The sequence below is a fragment of the Pseudomonas sp. S2_H01 genome, assembly GCF_054668305.1.
This window is the reverse complement of record NZ_CP162756.1, coordinates 578,024-597,611: the sequence shown is the minus strand read 5'-3', so window position 1 is coordinate 597,611 and position 19,588 is coordinate 578,024. Positions and strand designations below refer to the sequence as shown.

The window sequence follows — 19,588 nt, the reverse complement described above, 5'->3', positions numbered from 1 at the left end:
TCAATGATCCCTGCGGTCGAAGTCGATACGTGGGTCAACCAGCGTGTAGGTCAGGTCGCCGATCAGTTTCACCACCAGCCCCAGCAGGGTGAAGATGAACAGCGTGCCGAACACCACCGGGTAGTCGCGGTTGATCGCGGCTTCAAAGCTCATCAGGCCCAGGCCGTCGAGGGAAAAGATCACTTCTACAAGCAGTGAGCCGGTGAAGAAGATGCCAATGAAGGCCGACGGGAAACCCGCGATCACCAACAACATGGCATTGCGGAACACGTGCCCGTACAGGACCCGACGCTGGGTCAGGCCCTTGGCCTTGGCGGTGATCACGTACTGCTTGCCGATTTCGTCGAGGAAGCTGTTTTTGGTCAGCAGGGTCATGGTGGCGAAGTTACCGATCACCAGCGCAGTGATCGGCAGGACCAGGTGCCAGAAGTAGTCGCCCACTTTGCCCAGCCAGGTCAGCTCATCGAAGTTGCTGGACGTCAGGCCGCGCAACGGAAACCAGTCGAAATAACTGCCGCCGGCAAACACCACGATCAGCAGGATGGCGAACAGGAAGGCGGGGATGGCGTAACCGACGATGATCGCCGAACTGGTCCAGACGTCGAACTGGCTGCCGTGCCGCGTGGCTTTGGCGATTCCCAGCGGGATCGACACCAGGTACATGATCAGCGTGCTCCACAGCCCCAGGGAGATCGAGACGGGCATCTTCTCGACGATCAGGTCGATCACCTTGGCGTCGCGGAAGAAACTGTCGCCGAAGTCCAGGCGGGCGTAGTTCTTGACCATGATCCACAAGCGTTCCGGCGCCGACTTGTCGAAGCCGTACATGTGCTCGATTTCCTTGATCAGGCTCGGGTCCAGGCCCTGCGCGCCACGGTAGGTCGAGCCTGCCACGGAGACTTCCGCGCCGCCGCCGGCGATCCGGCTGGTGGCGCCCTCGAAGCCTTCGAGCTTGGCGATCATCTGTTCCACCGGGCCGCCCGGCGCGGCCTGGATGATCACGAAGTTGATGAGCAGGATGCCGAACAGGGTCGGCACGATCAGCAGCAAGCGCCGCAGCATGTACGCCAGCATGTTATTGCTCCGTGCCTTTGGATGGCGCAGCTTCAGGTTCGGCGAGGTCAGGCGCGGTCTGCACCGGAATCGCAGGCGTCGCATCGGGTTTGACCCACCAGGTCATGGTGCCGATGTCGTACAGCGGCGATTTTTTCGGGTGACCGAGATGGTCCCAGTAGGCCAGACGCCAGGTCTTGATGTGCCAGTTGGGGATCACGTAATAACCCCACAGCAGCGCGCGGTCGAGGGCGCGAGCGTGGTCGATCAGGCTCTGCCTTGAATCGGCGTTGATCAGGCCGCTGACCAGGGTGTCGACGGCGGGGTCTTTGAGGCCGATCAGGTTGTAGCTGCCCGGTTTGTCCGCAGCCGACGAGTCCCAGTATTCACGTTGCTCATTACCCGGTGAGCTGGACTGCGGGAAACTGCCGACGATCATGTCGTAGTCGCGCGAGCGGCGGCGGGTGATGTATTGCGAGACATCGACCCGACGGATGTCGAGGTTGATGCCGATGTCGGCCAGGTTGCGCTTGAACGGCAGCAACACGCGCTCGAATTCGGTCTGGGCCAGCAGAAATTCAATGCTGACCGGCTTGCCTTCGGTGTCGACCATCTTGTCGCCGACGATTTTCCAGCCCGCGTCCTTGAGCAGCTGGAAGGCCTTGCGCTGTTGGTCGCGAATGATGCCGCTGCCGTCAGTTACCGGCAGCTTGAACTCATCCGTGAAGAGCGGCGCAGGCAGCTTGTCGCGCAGCGGTTCGAGGATTTTCAGTTCGGCGTCGGACGGCAGGCCGCGCGAGGCCATGTCCGAGTTGTCGAAGTAACTCTTGGTACGGGTGTACGTGCCAAAGAACAGCTGTTTGTTGGTCCACTCGAAGTCCAGCAACAGGCTCAGTGCCTGACGCACACGGATGTCCTGGAACATCGGCTTGCGCAGGTTGAAGATGAAACCCTGCATGCCCTGCGGGTTGCCGTTGGGGATTTCTTCCTTGATCAGTCGGCCTTCGCGCACGGCGGGCACGTCGTAGGCCGTGGCCCAGTTCTTGGCGGTCATTTCCTGCCAGAAATCGAAAGCCCCGGCCTTTAGCGCTTCGAGCGCAACGGTGTTGTCGCGGTAATAGTCGGTGGACAGCCTGTCGAAGTTGTAGAGGCCTTTGTTGACCGGCAAGTCCTTGCCCCAGTAATCCTTCACCCGCTCATAGCGCACCGAGCGCCCGGCCTTGACGTCGACCACCTTGTACGGCCCACTGCCCAGCGGGATTTCCAGGTTGCCCTTGTTGAAATCACGGGTCGCCCACCAATGCTTCGGCAGGACCGGCAACTGGCCGATGATCAACGGCAATTCGCGGTTGTCGTTGTGCTTGAACTTGAACAGCACGGTCAGCGGATCCTCCGCGACCACCTGATCGACGTCGGCGTAGTAACTGCGGTAGAGCGGCGAGCCATCCTTGATCAGGGTGTTGAAACTGAACACCACGTCTTCGGCGCGCACCGGATGGCCGTCGTTGAACTTCGCTTCGGGGCGCAGGTAGAACCGTACCCAGCTGTTGTCCGGGGCTTTTTCAATTTTGCCCGCAATCAGGCCGTATTCGGTGAACGGTTCGTCCAGGCCCTGACGCGCGAGGGTGTCGTAGATCAGGCCGATATCATCGGCAGGCACGCCTTTGCTGATGAACGGGTTGAGGCTGTCGAACCCGCCAAAACCGGCACTGCGCAGAATCCCGCCCTTGGGTGCATCCGGGTTCACGTAGTCGAAGTGTTTAAAGTCGGCCGGGTATTTCGGTGGCTCGTTGTACAGCGTGATGGCATGTTGCGGGGCCGCCTGGGATGAACAGGCCATCCCCAATAGAAGAGGGCCGAGCAGGAACAGGCCGCCGGCCCGTGTCACGGCGCGCAGTACGGTCATTGAGTTTTCTCCGAAGGCTTGAGCCACCACGCACGCAGGCCCAGGGTATAGGGCGGGGTGGTGACGAAGGCGAACCGGTTGCGGTACGCCAGGCGATGATTGTTGAGGAACCAGTTGGGAATCATGTAGTGCTGCCAGAGCAGAACGCGGTCCAGTGCCTTGGTGGCCGCGACCTGATCGTCCCGGGTTTTCGCCGCCAACAGCTGGTTGAGCAGGTTATCCACAACCGGGTTGGCGATGCCTGCGTAATTCTTGCTGCCTCTGATGCCGGCCTGGCTGGAGTGGAAATACTGCCACTGTTCCAGGCCCGGACTCAGCGTCTGGTTCAGGGTCATCAGAATCATGTCGAAATCGAACTGGTCCAGGCGCTGTTTGTATTGGGCACGATCCACCGTGCGCAGCCGGGCATCGATGCCGATCCGCGTCAGGTCTTCGATGTAGGGCTGCAGGATTCGTTCGAGATTGGGGTTGACCAGAAGTATTTCGAAACGCAACGGTTGGCCGGCATTGTTGGTCAGGCCACGGTCAGTGAATTTCCAGCCGGCTTCAGCCAGCAGACCCAGCGCTTTACGCAAGGTGTCCCGTGGCACGCCGCCGCCGTCGGTTTTTGACACCGTGAACGGCTGGGTGAACAGCTTGGGCGGCAGTTGATCGCGATAGGGCGACAGCGTCAGAAACTCGCGACCGGCGGGCAGGTCGGTCGCGGAAAACTCGCTGTTGGGGTAATAGCTGGTCGAGCGACTGTAGGCATTGTTGAACAACGTACGGTTGGTCCACTCGAAGTTGAACATCAGGCCCAAGGCTTCACGCACCTTGATGTCGGCGAAGGTGCCGCGACGGGTGTTCATGAACAGGCCTTGGGTCTGCGTCGGGATCTGATGCGCAATCTGCGCCTTGATCACGCTGCCGTTAGCCACAGCCGGGAAGTCGTAACCTGTCGACCAGTTCTTGGCCTGATGCTCAATGTAAATGTCGAACTCGCCCGCCTTGAACGCTTCGAAGGCGACGTCGGCGTCGCGGTAGAACTCGACTTCCACGCGATTGAAGTTGTACTTGCCGCGATTGACCGCCAAATCCTTGCCCCAGTAATCCTTCACCCGCTCGAACACCAGGCTGCGACCGGGACGCACTTGGGTGATGCGATAAGGACCGCTGCCCAGAGGCGGCTCGAAGGTCGTGGCCTTGAAGTCGCGGTTCTTCCAGTAATGCTGGGGCAGCACCGGCAATTCACCGAGGCGCAGAATCAATAATGGGTTGCCGGACCGCTTGAACACGAAGCGAATGCGATGCCGGTTGAGAATGTCCACCCGCTGCACTTCCTGCAACGCCGTGCGGTACTGCGGATGGCCGTCTTTGAGCAGCGTTCGGTAAGAGAACGCCACGTCATAGGCCGTGATCGGTTTGCCGTCGTGGAAGCGGGCTTCCGGGCGCAGGTTGAACACCACCCAGCTGCGGTCTTCGTTGTATTCGACCGATTTGGCAATCAGGCCGTAACTGGAGGTGGCTTCGTCGCCGGAAGGATCGTACTGACCGGTACCGACCATCAACGGTTCGTTCAGCTCGCTGACGCCGTACTGACCGAAGTTGGGCGTCGAAATCGGGCTGCTGCCCTTGAAAGTGTAGGGATTGAGGGTGTCGAACGTCCCGTTGGCCATGATTCGCAAGGTGCCAGCCTTCGGCGCCTCGGGATTGACCCAGTCGAAATGGGTGAAGCTGGCCGGATACTTGAGGACACCGAACTGTGCGTAACCATGGCTTTCGCTGATGGTCGCGGCGGCTGTCGTGCTCAAGACCAGGCTGGAAATCAGCAGCAATGGGCGTATCAAATGGGCATTCGATCCAGGCAGCGGTCGGTCACAGTAACAGCTTGTATGGGCTGGAAAAAGGGGAGTCGTGGATGCTCACCTGTAGGAGCGCGCTTGCCCGCGAATGCGGTATGTCTGTGACACATCTGTCGTTTGACACGCCGCAATCGCGGGCAAGCGCGCTCCTACAATGGGGTCGTTTTCCAGGCGGGCAATCGGTGAATACTGCCCAGTTGTGCGCCCATCAATGCGGCAGATAAACCGTCAGCGTCTGCCCCGGCTTCAGCGCCTGGCCGCTGCGAGGGTTCCAGCGCTTGAGGTGTTGCATTTCGACGTTGAAACGTTTGGCCACCAGGTACAGCGAATCGCCTTTCTGGATCTTGTACTGTGTGGCCTTGCCATCTGCGTCATCCGCTTTGCTGTCGTTTTTGGCGACGGCGCGGGAAGGGGTCCTGGCCGGCTTGCTGTTGTCCTGCATGACCAGGGTTTGACCCACTTTCAGGTTGTAGCCCGACAGTTTGTTCCAGTGCTGCAGATCCTTCACCTCAACCTTGTTGATGCGGGCGATCTGGCCCAGGTTGTCGCCTTTCTTGACCTTGTAGGTGCGCGTGCGAGCGGGCTTTTCGTCCACTTCCGCCACTTCTTCGAACACCGGCATCGCCGTCTTCATGCCCGGCTGAACCGGAATGGTCAGCGCCTGACCACGTTTCAAATGGTTGCTGGACAGCTTGTTCAGGTCTTTGATGGTGCTGGTCGACACTTTGTAGCGGCTGGCAATGCTGGCCAGGCTGTCACCTGGACGCACGCGGTATTGCTGCCAGTCGACCAGTTCTTCAGGCTTCAGGTTCGACAGGCTGGCGGTCAGTAACTGCGACTTCGAGGTCGGGACGAGCAAATGCTGCGGGCCGTCGATGGTCAGACGCTTCTTGAAGGCGGGGTTGAGCTGCATCAGCTCGTCTTCGTCGATGTTGGCCATTTGCGCGACCTTGTTCAGGTCCATGCGCTGGTTCAGCTCAACGACGTCGAAGTAGGGCTTGTTGTCGATCGGGTTCAGGTTGACGCCATAGGCTTCCGGCGACATGACCACCTGCGAGAGGGCCAGCAATTTAGGCACATAGTCGCGGGTTTCCTGCGGCAGTGGCAGGTTCCAGTAGTCGGTCGGGAGGTTGAGCTTTTCGTTGCGTTCGATGGCCCGGCTGACGGTGCCTTCGCCGGCGTTATAGGCGGCAAGGGCCAGCAGCCAGTCACCGTTGAACATGTCGTGCAGCTTGGTCAGGTAATCCAGCGCTGCCGTGGTGGACGCCGTGATGTCGCGGCGGCCATCGTAGAAATTGGTCTGCCGCAGGTTGAAATAACGGCCGGTGGACGGGATGAACTGCCAGATCCCGGCCGCATCGCTGCGTGAAAGCGCCATCGGGTTGTAGGCGCTTTCAATCACGGGCAACAGCGCCAGCTCCAGCGGCATGTTGCGTTCTTCCAGGCGCTCGACGATGTAATGCATATACAGGCTGCCACGCTCGCCAGCCGTTTCGAGGAACGACGGGTTGTTGGCGAACCAGAGACGCTGTTGATCGATGCGCGGGTTGAGGTCGTTGCCATCCTGCAGCTGGAAGCCCTGACGCATGCGCTCCCACACGTCGTGCGGCGGAGCCAGAGGCGCTGGTTTGCGTGCAACAAATACCGACTTCGGCTTGACGGTGGCGGGCGAGTGAGAGGCGATTGACGCGCCGGCAGGGTCCAGACTGCTGGTGGTCTGGCAGCCTGCCAATGTTGCGCTCGCGACCACCGCGATTGCCTGAGCTAACCGAGTCAATGCGTCGGAATTAAAGGTTCTGCGTATAGATGACGACATTGGCTGGGGGATAGTTCCAGTCGAAAATGTCGGGCGATTCTAGAAAGCGTCTTAACAACGGTCAACCTTTCAGAATTTTTGTGCTGATCCCGACGCGGATTAGAACTTATCTTTCCACGCCCTCAGGGCGGCAAAAACCGCTGTGGGCGAGGTGTTGTCTGTACCGGTCCGTTCGTCTGCTTTTTGTTTCACCGCAGGCTGTGAAACACGTAGAAACGGATTGGTCTTGTGTTCCAGCGCCAACGTGGACGGCAGGCTGATGCGGTTCTCTTCACGCCATTGCGTCACTTGCTCGAAGCGGCCGGTGACGTCGGGGTTGTCCGGTTCGACGGCCACGGCAAAGCGCAGGTTGCTCAAGGTGTATTCGTGGGTGCAGTAGACGCGGGTGTTGTCGGGCAGTGCGCCCAGTCGCGACAGGGAGTGGTGCATCTGCTCGGGCGTGCCCTCGAACAGGCGACCGCAGCCAGCCGCGAACAGGGTGTCGCCGCAAAACAGCAGCGGTGATTGTGGGTCGGCGTGATAAAAGGCGATATGGCCCAGTGTGTGGCCCGGAACCGCATGGACGGCGAACCCAAGGCCGAGTACGGTGATCTTATCGTTGTCGGACAATGCGACATCCCGGGCAGGAATCTTCTCGTTGGCTGGCCCATAGACGTTGGCGCCCGTGATGTTTTTCAGCTCGGCAACACCGCCGGTATGATCGGCATGATGGTGAGTCACAAGGATGTCACTCAGTTGCCAGCCGGGGTTGTTGCCCAGCCAGGCGAGGACCGGTGCCGCATCGCCCGGATCGACGACTGCGCAGCGCTTGCTGGCATTGTCTTGTAACAACCAGATGTAGTTGTCGGTGAAAGCGGGCAGGGCATCGATCTGTATCATGGCGCGGTTCGCTTTGTTGAGAACAAAGAAGCATCTTAGAGTCTGAACAGCGTCCAGGCGAGCCGCGCTCGCCGAGGATCACTCATGGAGACCGGAAATGACCGATGAAGCGTTCGCCCAGGCCGACCCCGAATGGCTTGAGTTGATCAGCTCTGCCCGTGAATGGTTGTCCGGGCCGTTGGGGCAATTGCTGCTGGAAGAAGAGCGCCGGGTGCTCGAGGAAGAGCTCGAGCGATTCTTCGGGGGTTATCTCGTGCACTACGGCCCGTCGGCGCAAACGCCGCCTGCCGCCAAACAGGTTCAGCGCAATGTGCGGCTGGGCGCGCCTTTGCCGGGGGTCGAGATCGTCTGTGAAGAACAGGCCTGGCCCTTGAGTGAGCATGCCGCGGACGTCGTCGTCATGCAGCACGGCCTGGACTTCTGCCTTTCCCCCCACGGCCTGCTGCGCGAAGCGGCGAGCAGCGTGCGGCCGGGTGGCCATCTGCTGATCGTGGGCATCAACCCTTGGAGCACCTGGGGCATTCGTCATTTCTTCGCCAACGACGCCTTGCGCCGAGCGCGCTGTATTTCGCCTTCCCGGGTGGGGGACTGGCTCAACCTGCTGGGCTTTGCGCTGGAGAAACGCCGGTTCGGATGCTATCGTCCGCCGCTTGCTTCGCCCAAGTGGCAGACCCGGTTATCGGGCCTGGAGCGTCTGGGCGACGGTTGGCAAAGCCCCGGTGGCGGCTTCTATTTATTAGTGGCGCGCAAACTGGTCGTCGGGCTTCGGCCTGTGCGCATGCCGCGTCGCGAGCCCATGGGCAAACTGCTTCCATTGCCGATGGCCAAGGTCAATCGGCGCAGCCCCGAGCCTTGATCTTCAGGCTGTACCCGGCCTTTCAAATTCTGGAATAAGTCGTAATGAGCGATACCGTAGAACTCTTTTCCGATGGCGCCTGCAAAGGCAACCCAGGCCCCGGCGGCTGGGGCGCGTTGCTGGTGTGTAAAGGCGTTGAAAAAGAACTGTGGGGCGGTGAGGCCAACACCACCAACAACCGCATGGAGCTGCTTGGCGCCATTCGCGGGCTGGAAGAGCTGAAGCGTCCCTGCGACGTGATTCTGGTGACCGATTCCCAGTACGTGATGAAAGGCATCACCGAGTGGATGGTCAACTGGAAGAAACGCGGCTGGAAGACCGCCGCCAAAGAGCCGGTGAAGAATGCCGACCTGTGGAAGCAGCTGGACGAGCAGGTCAGTCGCCACAACGTCACCTGGAAATGGGTACGCGGACACATTGGCCACCACGGCAACGAACGGGCCGACCAGTTGGCGAACCGTGGAGTGGATGAAGTGCGTGGGATCAAACACGGTTAATTGTTGCAACCAGAAACGCTGAACCCTTGTGGGAGCGAATTCATTCGCGAGACGTCGGTACATTCGACTTAACGAGGTCGACTGATAAACCGTATCGCGAATGAATTCGCTCCCACAGGGCGGGATCGTCGATCGTCGGTCCTGCACATCCCGAAAACACCCATGTTAGTATTCGCGCCTGAAAGTGAGGCGGTAGGCAATGACGGTACAAAACATCATCACTGAACGTAGGGTCGTACTCGACACCGAAACCACGGGCATGCCGGTAACTGATGGCCATCGGGTGATCGAGATCGGTTGTGTGGAGTTGATCGGTCGGCGCCTGACCGGGCGTCACTTTCACGTGTACCTGCAACCGGATCGCGAGAGTGACGAGGGCGCCATCGGCGTTCACGGCATCACGGATCAGTTCCTGATCGGCAAACCCCGGTTCGCTGAAGTCGCCGATGAATTCTTCGAATTCATCAAAGGCGCGCAACTGATCATCCACAACGCAGCGTTCGACGTTGGCTTCCTCAACAATGAATTTGCCCTGATCGGTCAGAACGACCGTTCGGACCTCAGCACCTATTGCACGATCCTCGATACCCTGGCCATGGCCCGGGAGCGTCACCCAGGGCAGCGCAACAGCCTCGACGCCCTGTGCAAACGCTACGATGTCGACAACTCGGGCCGCGAACTGCACGGCGCACTGCTCGACTCCGAGATTCTGGCTGACGTCTATCTGGCGATGACCGGTGGCCAGACGACCTTGTCTCTGGCGGGTAACAATGATGGCGAAGGCGGTGCTGACCGGCCGACAGAAGTTCGCCGCATCGTCAATCGCGCGCCGGGCCGGGTCATTGTCGCCAGCGATGCGGAAATGGCGGACCATGAGGCGCGGCTCGCAGTGATTGCCAAGTCAGCCGGAGCGCCGGCCTTGTGGACTCAACTGCTGGAAGCTCAGGCTCAAGCTTAAGGGCTGCAACGTAGGCGGCGGGCATCATGGATGACCGGCCGCACACGGGTGTGATCCTTTCATCGATGGTGCAGGAGGCCCATGGTGACAATGGCGAACCCCACGTTGAGCATTCGTGTCGCAGACGAGTGCTTCGAAGACTACATCCTCAACTGCGAATTCACGTTTACGGTCACCGGCTACGCTCAGGTGCAGATCGGCACACCGGTCGCGCAATGGCGCATCGACCCGGTCGAACCTTATCTCAAGAATTACGGCATCGACTCGGAAGAGTTCTGCCATTACCGGGACGCGGCGGACGGCACCGTGCTGGTGGCGTGGCTCGACGAGGATCCAGTGGGCCACATTGTCATCAGCAGGCACTGGAACGGCTTTGCACACATTGATGAACTCGCCGTGGACACGCTCGCCCGACGCAATGGCGTTGCACGCAAACTGCTGGACGTCGCGCAGTTCTGGAGCCAGAAACACAACCTGCCCGGCATCATGCTGGAAACCCAGAACAACAACCTGGCGGCGTGCAAACTGTATGAAAGCTACGGATTTGTGGTCGGCGGGGTGGATCGTCTGCGTTATCGCGCGATTGATCCGGCCACCCGCGAAGCCGCCATCTTCTGGTATCTGGTGTTTTAGCTGCAAGCCGCAAGCGCTGAGCCGAACGCGGTCGGTGGCCAGATTGCGGACAGCCGTTAACGTGCCACGTAAAGCCTGGTGCCTGTAACGGCTTTTAAACCACCCTGGTCAGTTTGATTCCCGACTGGAGCAACTCGAACTCGTCGCCGCCCAGATGAGTCACGCGGTCGCCAATGGCCAGGCGATAGGTAGACACGGGCTCCTTGCCGTCAGCCTCTTCCGGCTGTGATTCGCGGAATTCATGCACCGGGTAGATGCGGCCTTCCGCATCTCTGGCATGAAATTGCCCAACTAGAACTGAAGCCATTTGCTTTGTAACCTCTGGAAATAACTGCTCGTTTTCGTCCGCATCGTAACACTGCGCGCGAAGGGTCCGTGTCCGCTTGTAAGGGAATTCTGTAGGTTATGTACGTACCTTCCTCACTCAAGCCTCTCAGACCGCTGTTTTAAGGGGGAGTTTTCCGTGGAGGAAAAAATAGTCTCGACCAACGGTATCGCCGCAATACCCGGTATGGGCGTCACGTATCATTTTTTTCGATCAGTGATAACGAAAAAACAGGGCGGTAGACATCGCATCTTTCATCTATAACTGTCCATTCCTCCATTAGAAGAAGGTCAGCTTCATGAGCCAGGTTCATTCGATTGCGGTGATCGTCGGCAGTCTGAGAAAAGACTCACTCAACCGCAAGGTTGCCCGCGCACTGGCAGAGTTGGCGCCCTCCAGCCTGAAACTGAGCATCGTCGAGATCGGCGATCTGCCGCTCTACAACGAAGACATTGATCTGGATTCACCGCCCGCCGCTTACACCGCGTTCCGTCAGGCGCTGCAAGGCGCGGACGGTTTTCTGTTCGTCACGCCGGAATACAACCGTTCGGTGCCGGGCGTGCTGAAAAACGCCATTGACGTGGGCTCCCGGCCCTATGGCAAGAGCGCCTGGGGCAAAGCCAAGCCTGCGGCGGTGGTGAGTGTTTCTCCGGGCGCGATTGGCGGCTTCGGTGCCAACCAGCACTTGCGTCAGAGTTTCGTGTTCCTTGATGTGCTGTGCATGCAGCAGCCTGAGGCGTATCTGGGTAACGCTGGCAGCTTCTTCGATGAGAAGGGCAAGCTCAGCGAGAAAACCCGGCCGTTCCTGCAGAGCATTATCGACGGCTTCGCCGCGCACGTGGCCCGGACGGTCAAGGCCTGATCACAGCGCTTCAAACACTGCGAACCCGTGTGGGAGTGAGCGGGCTCACTCCCACACGTCAGGGATTGACGACACGACCTGCATGATCTCGCCGTTAGCCAGGCGGCCCAGGGCCGTCAGTCAATCCTGAATATCCCCTCTGCATGACAGCGTTATGTAACGCAGTTCGTACGAAATTCGACCATACGCTCCTTTGCCATTGTTGCCCCTGTCAGTTGCTGGCGGGGCGTTATTGTGCAAAAGGAACTGTTATGTCCTCGACGTCTTCTCCCTATTTCCACGCAGCTTCACTCAAGCAGCGGTTCATCGACGCGCTTGGCGAGGCGGTGATTGAGCAGCGGCTTACGGCCGAAGAGCAGCGATGGCTGCAACGCGTGACTCGCCACAGTGAAAGCGAGGCACCAGACCCTGTCCGAGTCGACCGCCTGACGCTTGATTCGAGCAGGGTGACGCCATTCGAACTGGCGGCGGCTTTGCTGCTGAGCCACGCAAATGGCAGCCAGCCGCAGGTCTATCTGTACACGCTGGCCCACGGTATCGAACGCTTCGAACATCGCATCGACCTGTTGGCCGCGCTGCAGCGCTATTTCGCCGAGGCGAGTGTGACCGCCAATTTCGAGTACGAAAAAATCGATGACGATGTGTTTCAGGCGCAAATGCTGGAAATCGTCGATTATCAGGCCGAGCGCGTCGCCAGGCTGACTGACGCGCTCTCACAGACACCCTCGCTGTTCACGGCGTTGGTGCGTTCGCTCAAACATCAACTGTCGGACACGCTGCCGCAGTTGAACATCGATGCGGAAAATCAGTTGCTTCAGGTCGTGGAGCGGGGCTCGGCGAACAATCCGGACATCGTGCTGATGACCCAAACCCTGGCTCAGGCCGCTTTTGAGGATGGCAGCGGCAGGACGTTGCTGCCCAGTGTCGAGCGACGATTCCTCGCGCCCGACGGGCAGCCATTGGGTGTTGAAAATACGCAGCTGATGGCCCAGGCGTTGGGCAAGGCGGTGAGCCATGTTGGCGACCACTATGGCGTGCTGCTCAAGGCGTTCTGGGAAGAAAAGCTGATGCACCAGCGAACCCGTCGTGACCTCGCGGTGGAGAGCTTTAGCGCCAGTGTGCGCCATGCGTTGTATCGGCAGCTCAATCAAACCGAGCTGTCGAAGCAGGCCCGGCACGTGTTGCAGTCTCTGTTACGGTCGGCCCATGGCACGTTGCCTGCTGATGGCAATGCGCGTCTGGCGCGAATGGCGATAGTGGGGAATGACGGCAGGTCGTACTCACTGGCGGGAACGTTCGTGGTGCGTCTCGGCGCGGGTTCCGACACCCCGTTGCTCTGGTTTTCACCTCAGCACCGGTTGCTGCCGTTCGACAATCTTGCAGCGTTGCAGACCTTTGCCGCGACGCCCGAAGGCTGTGAGTGGTTGCGTCGGTCGCTGGCCCTGGACGATCAGGGCATCGTGCTTGCGCCCGACACGTGGCAGCTGGGTCTGAACACCATCGAGACTGCGCTCTTCGCCGAGCGGGTCGATTCGATCATCGCCGTGCAAGCGCGAAATCTGGCGTATGGGTTGAGTGTGGTGATCAACTCCGAAAGTTTTTCGGCGATGGTCGACGACGCGCTCGATGTCCGGTTGCTGATGGACCCTCGGCAACTGCAATTCAGTGCCCGACGCTGGCGGGTGGATGCCCTGATCAATTTTGCCTCGGTCTGGGAAGGCAGCGTCTCCGACGACTTGATTCAGGTCCAGGCGCCCAGATCCCGAAGCGAGCCTGCGCCGTCGTGGGTTGAGCAGACTCAGATTTTTGAGGCCAGGGCCACCCAGCTGCGACACGTGGGCGACGGTCTTCGTCACTACTGCGCTCAATTGCTGCAGCACTATTTGTGCGTCGTGAACACGACGGACGTGGACCCAGCGCTTATTTGGGTGACGTGGCAGGCACCGGCTGCTGTCGATTCTCTGGATCCCCCGGCCAATGGCGAAGCCGCCGTCCCCGTCAGCGTGCAACCGGCGCGCGTTTCCAGAGATCTGGTGTCGCTGCTCATCGAGCGAGTCAGTGGTCATTGGAACGACGCCGTGGTTACCGATGCGCAAATCGTGCAGCGTCTGTCATCGGGCTCGGACGAGTCGATGCTCAATGACCTTGACGTCCCTCTGATCAACCATGTGCTGGACAGCGCGGCGTTCGACTTCGTCGAGCTTTATCAGCGCTACGTCAAGCAATGCCGGGAGGGCGTATGGCGTGACGGCGATGAGAAGTGGAGGCCCGAAACGGTTGCGCGGTATTTGCGTGAAGACATCTTGCGCCTGGATCTGGCGGTCAAGCGTCGCACCAATGACATTGAGCTTGATGAGCTGAACATGGCCCAGCAGGTTCTGGATCGACCGGTTCGTGGTTTGAGAACCGGGCTCCCCGGGCCTGTGACCGAAGCGTTTCTGGTGTCGGTCCTGTACGGCAACAATCGCGCGACCCCGTTGAGTGACATGCTGGTGGTGTGGCAACCACAAGCGCAAAACGGTGGGGTGATGCTCTGGAACGGGGTGAAAGGCTGGTGCAGCTTTTCCTCTGTCAAACAGATGCAGGACCATGTGCGGAACGGGTTTTACGGAGTACACCGTGACCAGATGCTGGCGCTGACCGGCGCCTACGACCGGGCGTTGCTGCAAAAACACTTGCAGCAAGACGCCGACAGTACGGTGGTGATTCGGCTCGACCGGGTCGACGATCATGCCCTCACGGCCCTTCAAACCCGCGCGCTTGACCGCCAGCAGCAAAATCTCAAGCAGGTCACTGCCAGGGCCCTTCGCTGCGGTCTGGAGGCTGAGCTGTTTGCCCGCATGATCGAGGAGGTTAATTGCGATACGTATCTGAGTCGCGCACTGGACACATTGTCACTGCGCATCGACAGTGCATTGATGCAGGCCTTGCTGCCGGACTGGCTGTTGGAGGCCTCCCCCGCAGACCAGATGCTGTATGCCGACAGGCTGCACCGCTTCGATCAGCAGACCAGTGACCAGCCGGATTTTCTGTTCGACATTCCCTCGTTGCAAAGCTACTCCCGTGAGCAATTGCTCCAGCAGTTGGGCAAGGATTTTAAGGAGCAATCCTGGGACCCTGACCACATTGTTGTGACGCTGCGCCATTATGTGCCGGGATTGCCAAATGCGGGGCAGACACCGTCGGGCATTCCTGCTTCGACCATCGTCAACAGCGAGTCGCTGACCGAATACGCGCTGAACCGCTTCGTCACCATCCAGGACGCAGCGCTGAGTGTCACTGCGCCAGACCAGCCAAGTGCGGCCGAGTTACTGACGCCGGACTACTTGCGCGGGTTGATCGACAAGCTCGACGTGGGCGGTGGTTACATGACGCTGCTGGAAAATGCGCTGAGCCCGAAAAGCCCCGATTACCCGCTGCGTCACGAGTACTTTTTCGACCAACTGCCCCCGATGATGGCCATCCGGGCACTGGAAGAAAAGCTTCAAGGGAACATCAGTGATCAGGCCTACCACTACATTCTGGCCGTGATCATGATGCCGGACGGGATTGCAAGGGAGCCGGTGGGTCAAACACCGGTCATCATCAGCCCGCTGCAATTGGTGGCTGACGCGGGCATGGCGCCCGACGGTGTTCCGGGCGTCTACTTGATCTGTGCACGCGGTGCTGCCAGCGGGCCCGTGATCCTTCACACCGTTTACAACTCGGACTTCAGTATCAAAGAATACGCCAGTCTGGATGCGCTGCTCGTAGACATTCGCAGTGACGAAGCGCTGCAGAAACTGCTGCTTGCGCGCCTTGATCCGTTCACACGCCGACGTTACGACCAGGGAGGTTTTGTCGAGCCGCATCTGCCTTTCAATGTCGATGGGCTGGGGGAAGTGCCGTTTGAAACACCGGGCCCGGTGACGCTGGCGCTGGCCGAGCAAAAGGGCAACGCTCTGGAGTTCATGTTTGGCAATGCATTGCGTGTGCTGCTGGACATCGGACGCGCAAACACGGTGACAAACGCCGAGGCAAGCGAGGCATCAACCCGGTTTCTGCTGACCCTTGGGGTTGAGCAGATCATGAGTTTGATGCCCGGCAAACTCGGTGCGCTGGTCGGTTTGTGGCAAAGCGAAACCCTGCTGCGGGCCTCGGCCGCCTCGGCACAGGGCAAGCGCTGGGGCGAGGCACTCTCGGAGTTTTCTGCGGCACTGGGTGTGATGGCCAGCGCCCGGGAGCAGGTTGACGACGACTTGGTGAGCGGGGGCGAGTCGCAACCCGATGTCATCGAGGCGCTGGAAGACGAGACCACGACGTTCTCCTGGTCTGACCCACGATTGACCCCCGAGCAATGGGTGCGATTAGGCGCACTGGAAGTCAAGGATGTGGCGCTGAACGAGCTTCAACACGATGAGCTGTTAAGCCTGTACATCGGCGCCGGCGGTACGCGCTTCTATGCGTCGGTCAGGGGGCGGGTGTATCAGGTCGCGCGAACCACGGACGAAACCCGGTGGATGATCATCGGTGCCGATGGCGCGCCAGGGCCGATGCTTGAAATGGACGCCAGTCAGCGCTGGCAACTCGATTTGAAGCTGGGCTTGAAGGGCGGTGGTCTGATCACTCGAATGCGATCAGCGCTCCTGGACCTCGATATTGACGAGATCATGGTGGTCCAGGCGACCGGCATGCCGGAAATTCGCGCACGTTATCGGGATAAAGCCCTGCAAATTGCTGAAGCGCAGCTCTACAGCAAACGGTATCTGGAGAACTGCCTGGATAACCTGCATATCCATCAGCGAGGCAAACCGCTGGATCCCCGGGTCAATAAGATTCTGACGGATTTCTATGGTGTCGTGACCCCTGACCAGCGCTTGCTGAGCGAAACCGAACGCGTGATCAAGTTGCTGTACGACGGGCTGATGGATGCGTCCATGTCGACGCATTCGTCGTCGCGGTATGTCGTCGGCACCAATCGATCGGTCAAGGACCCGACCACGGGCTTTGTGTTCAAGCGTGATCCACAAAAACGCATGTTCCTGACCGAGCGTTTTTTCGACGTTTTACCTTATTCGCTGAATGCCCGGGCGCGAACCGAAGGTTTCGAACTGGTCCCGCATTTTCAGGCGGCGACATTGATTCATGAGTTTTCGCACCTGGTCGCGGACACCCATGACATCGTCTATCTGGAAACGTCGGCGCCTTATCCTGACCTTCTGCTGGAGGACAACGCGAATAACGTTAGGCTCAAGGCCGATCTGGCACTGGTGCATAGCCAGGGCATGTCGCATCTGACGCAGAAAGCCAACCTTTTTCTGTACCAGAAGGACGGTCAGTGGCGAGATCTCGGTCGCAGCGAGGGCAGCGGCTACGATGCGGTCTTGCGGATCACCGGCACACGAAACCTTGATGCTGCACGGGATGTGTTTCTGACGGATGCGGTCAAGCGCAGTCAGCTGTTGCTGAGCAATGCCGACTCGGTGACTCTGCTGGTGTTGCTGCTCGGTCGCCACAACTACGTGGTGCCGACCCCGTGAAGCAGTCGGCACCGCGCGAGGCTATTACAGCGCGTAGTGCCGCAGCTCGCGGGCGATCAGCAGGCGCTGGATTTCGCTGGAGCCTTCGTAGATCTGGGTGATACGTGCGTCCCGGTAGTATTTTTCCACCGGGTAGTCTTCGAGGTAGCCGTAGCCGCCATGAATCTGTACCGCTTTGGAGCAGACCCACTCGGCCATCTCCGACGCAAATAGCTTGGCTTGTGAGGCTTCCGACAGACAAGGCCTGCCCGCCGTGCGCAAGCGCGCGGCGTGCAGGACCATCAAGCGTGAGGCGTTGATGCGGGTGTGCATGTCGGCCAGCAGGTTCGAGACGCTCTGGTGTTCGATGATCGGCTTGTCGAACTGCACCCGTTCACGCGCATACACCAGCGCCGCTTCAAACGCTGCACGCGCGATGCCCAAGGCTTGTGCGGCGATGCCGATGCGTCCGCCTTCAAGGTTGGAGAGGGCAATCGACAGCCCCTTGCCACGCTCGCCCAGCAGACTGGACGCGGGAATCCGACAGTCGCTCAAGGTCACCGCGCACGTGTCCGAGGCGCGGATGCCCATCTTGTGTTCCATTCGGTCGACGCGATAACCGGGGTTGTCCGTGGGCACCAGAAACGCCGAGATGCCTTTCTTGCCCAACTCTGGATCGGTCACCGCAAAGACGATTGCCAAGTGGGCGCGCTTGCCGTTGCTGACGAATTGCTTGGCGCCGTTGAGCACCCATTCACCGTCTTTGAGCTCGGCGCGGGTGCGCAGGTTGTGGGCTTCGGAACCGGCCTGCGGTTCGGTCAGGCAAAAACAGCCGATGGCTTTGCCGCTGGCGAGTTTTTCCAGCCACGCTTGCTTCTGTTCTTCGCTGCCGTAATTGAGCACGGGGCCGCAACCCACCGAGCTGTGCACGCTCATCAAGGTGCCGGTCGCAGCGTCACCGGCGGAGATCTCCTCCACCGCCAGGGCGTAGGCCACGTAGTCGATGTAGGTGCCGCCCCACTGCTCCGGGACGATCATGCCCAGCAGCCCCAGCTCGCCGAGCTTGTCGACGAGCCTGTCATCGATCCATCCGGCCTGTTCCCACGCGTGTGCATGGGGCGCGATTTCGTTGCGCGCAAATTCGCGCGCCATGTCGCGGATCATGATCTGTTCTTCGGTCAGTTCAAGGTCTTGCATAGGTCATGCCTCATGACCGCTGAAGAAGCTCGCCACGTGTTCGGCATTCAGTGCCTGCACGGTGGGCGGGTTCCATTGCGGCTTCTTGTCTTTGTCTACGATCAGGGCGCGGACGCCTTCGATCAGGTCGCCCCGTTCGAACCACTGCCGGTCCAGATGCAACTCCAGTTCGAAGCAGCCTTCCAGCGTCAGGTGTCGACCCCGGCGCAGCATCTCCAGCGTCACGGCCATGGCCAGGGGGGAACGGGTTTTCATCAGATTGGCCGTGTCGACGGCCCAGCTGTGGGTGTCGATGACGGTCACTTCCAGCAGTTGCTCGATGATGCTCGGGATGTCCGGCAGGGCAAAGAAATGATCGATGGCCGGGCGCAGTTTTTCCAGCGGCGGATCCGGCAGGCGCTGCACGGCGATTCTCGCCAGCACGCCTTGCAGGTCCTTGAGCGGGGTCAGTGTCCACTTCAGGTTGTCGAGCTGGCGGTCGAGATCATTCACGCGTGCGCTTTGCAGGTACCAGTCAGCCAGGCCGCAGTACAGCGCATCGGCCGCTTGAATCTGCACGCCGGTGACGCCCAGATAAATGCCCAGTTCCCCGGGCACGCGCGGCAGGAAATAACTGCCGCCAACGTCAGGGAAATAGCCGATCGCCACTTCAGGCATCGCCAGCCGGCTGCGCTCGGTCACCACGCGCAGGTCCACGCCCTGCGCCAGGCCCATCCCGCCGCCCAGCACGAAGCCGTCCATCAAGGCCATGACGGGTTTGCGGTAGTGATGGAGGGTGAGGTCCAGCGCATATTCTTCGACGAAGAAGTCCTGATGGTGGGGCTCACCGTGTTTGAAGCTGTCGTAGAGCGCGCGGATGTCGCCCCCCGCACAGAAAGCCTTCTCGCCGGCCCCGCGCAACACCACTGCATAGACCTTGTCGTCGGTGGCCCATTCATCCAGCTGGCGTTGCAACTGGCGGACCATGTCCAGATCGATGGCATTGAGCCCTTGTGGGCGATTGAGGGTGATGTGGCCAATATGATTGCGTACGTCGGACAGAACGGTGTCGCAGGCCGGTTCATGACCTGAGGACTTGGCCGATACTACCTGTGCCGTCATTGCAGACTCCCTGTGGCTTTTTATTCTTGCTCGTTCAGGCGGCCATTCGAGCCGCATTCCATGAGGTTCAGCAGGGATGCTAACAGCGCAATTTTGCAAATGACAATGAAGAATCGTGCTGGGTGGGTGTGCAAGTTTGCATGGGAGAACGGGTATTCACCGCTTA

Annotated in this window: 14 protein-coding genes; 6 read left to right on the top strand and 8 right to left on the bottom strand. The window is 59.8% G+C overall.

Features of this window, described 5'->3' with window-relative positions:
• The 5 genes from AB4N84_RS02690 to gloB form a co-directional block, all read right to left on the bottom strand.
• Positions 1 to 1,074, bottom strand: coding sequence for a microcin C ABC transporter permease YejB (locus tag AB4N84_RS02690; protein ID WP_074759143.1), 1,074 nt, complete (start codon positions 1,072 to 1,074; stop codon positions 1 to 3).
• Between the two features lies 1 nt (position 1,075).
• The gene (locus tag AB4N84_RS02685; protein WP_460045167.1) at positions 1,076 to 2,959 is read right to left on the bottom strand and encodes an extracellular solute-binding protein; all 1,884 of its coding nucleotides are present in this window, start codon (positions 2,957 to 2,959) and stop codon (positions 1,076 to 1,078) included.
• A complete protein-coding gene (locus AB4N84_RS02680) occupies positions 2,956 to 4,785 on the bottom strand; it encodes an extracellular solute-binding protein (protein WP_460045166.1) in 1,830 nt (609 codons plus the stop codon). The genes AB4N84_RS02685 and AB4N84_RS02680 overlap by 4 nt, the downstream gene beginning before the upstream one ends.
• 223 nt (positions 4,786 to 5,008) lie before the next feature.
• Positions 5,009 to 6,616, bottom strand: a complete 1,608-nt coding sequence (locus AB4N84_RS02675) for a lytic transglycosylase domain-containing protein (protein ID WP_460045164.1) — start codon at positions 6,614 to 6,616, stop codon at positions 5,009 to 5,011.
• A gap of 99 nt (positions 6,617 to 6,715) precedes the next feature.
• Positions 6,716 to 7,495: a hydroxyacylglutathione hydrolase gene (gene gloB / locus AB4N84_RS02670; protein WP_460045163.1), complete on the bottom strand. Its 780-nt coding sequence runs from the start codon at positions 7,493 to 7,495 to the stop codon at positions 6,716 to 6,718.
• A gap of 97 nt (positions 7,496 to 7,592) precedes the next feature.
• On the opposite strand from gloB, the gene AB4N84_RS02665 reads away from it, so the two are divergent.
• The 4 genes from AB4N84_RS02665 to AB4N84_RS02650 all read left to right on the top strand — a co-directional run bounded on the left by AB4N84_RS02665 (position 7,593) and on the right by AB4N84_RS02650 (position 10,439).
• Positions 7,593 to 8,351, top strand: coding sequence for a class I SAM-dependent methyltransferase (locus AB4N84_RS02665; RefSeq protein ID WP_346829722.1), 759 nt, complete (start codon positions 7,593 to 7,595; stop codon positions 8,349 to 8,351).
• A gap of 44 nt (positions 8,352 to 8,395) precedes the next feature.
• A complete protein-coding gene (gene rnhA, locus AB4N84_RS02660) occupies positions 8,396 to 8,848 on the top strand; it encodes a ribonuclease HI (protein WP_074759157.1) in 453 nt (150 codons plus the stop codon).
• 199 nt (positions 8,849 to 9,047) lie between these two features.
• Positions 9,048 to 9,806, top strand: a complete 759-nt coding sequence (gene dnaQ / locus AB4N84_RS02655; protein ID WP_460045162.1) for a DNA polymerase III subunit epsilon — start codon at positions 9,048 to 9,050, stop codon at positions 9,804 to 9,806.
• Positions 9,807 to 9,890: 84 nt separating this feature from the next.
• A complete protein-coding gene (locus AB4N84_RS02650; RefSeq protein ID WP_460046926.1) occupies positions 9,891 to 10,439 on the top strand; it encodes a GNAT family N-acetyltransferase in 549 nt (182 codons plus the stop codon).
• A gap of 94 nt (positions 10,440 to 10,533) precedes the next feature.
• On the opposite strand, the gene AB4N84_RS02645 is transcribed toward AB4N84_RS02650, so the two are convergent.
• Positions 10,534 to 10,746, bottom strand: a complete 213-nt coding sequence (locus tag AB4N84_RS02645) for a hypothetical protein (protein ID WP_074759161.1) — start codon at positions 10,744 to 10,746, stop codon at positions 10,534 to 10,536.
• Positions 10,747 to 11,062: 316 nt separating this feature from the next.
• Here AB4N84_RS02645 and AB4N84_RS02640 point away from each other — a divergent pair, with 316 nt between their 5' ends.
• Positions 11,063 to 11,626, top strand: a complete 564-nt coding sequence (locus AB4N84_RS02640) for an NADPH-dependent FMN reductase (RefSeq protein ID WP_460045161.1) — start codon at positions 11,063 to 11,065, stop codon at positions 11,624 to 11,626.
• A 251-nt stretch (positions 11,627 to 11,877) separates the two neighbouring features.
• Complete coding sequence (locus AB4N84_RS02635) at positions 11,878 to 17,145, top strand: hypothetical protein (RefSeq protein ID WP_460045159.1); 5,268 nt, start codon at positions 11,878 to 11,880, stop codon at positions 17,143 to 17,145.
• Positions 17,146 to 17,169: 24 nt separating this feature from the next.
• On the opposite strand, the gene AB4N84_RS02630 is transcribed toward AB4N84_RS02635, so the two are convergent.
• Entirely contained in the window at positions 17,170 to 18,321 is a 1,152-nt protein-coding gene (locus tag AB4N84_RS02630; RefSeq protein WP_074759167.1) for an acyl-CoA dehydrogenase family protein, read from the bottom strand.
• Positions 18,322 to 18,324: 3 nt separating this feature from the next.
• Positions 18,325 to 19,422: an enoyl-CoA hydratase/isomerase family protein gene (locus AB4N84_RS02625; RefSeq protein WP_460045158.1), complete on the bottom strand. Its 1,098-nt coding sequence runs from the start codon at positions 19,420 to 19,422 to the stop codon at positions 18,325 to 18,327.
• Positions 19,423 to 19,588 lie beyond the last annotated feature (166 nt).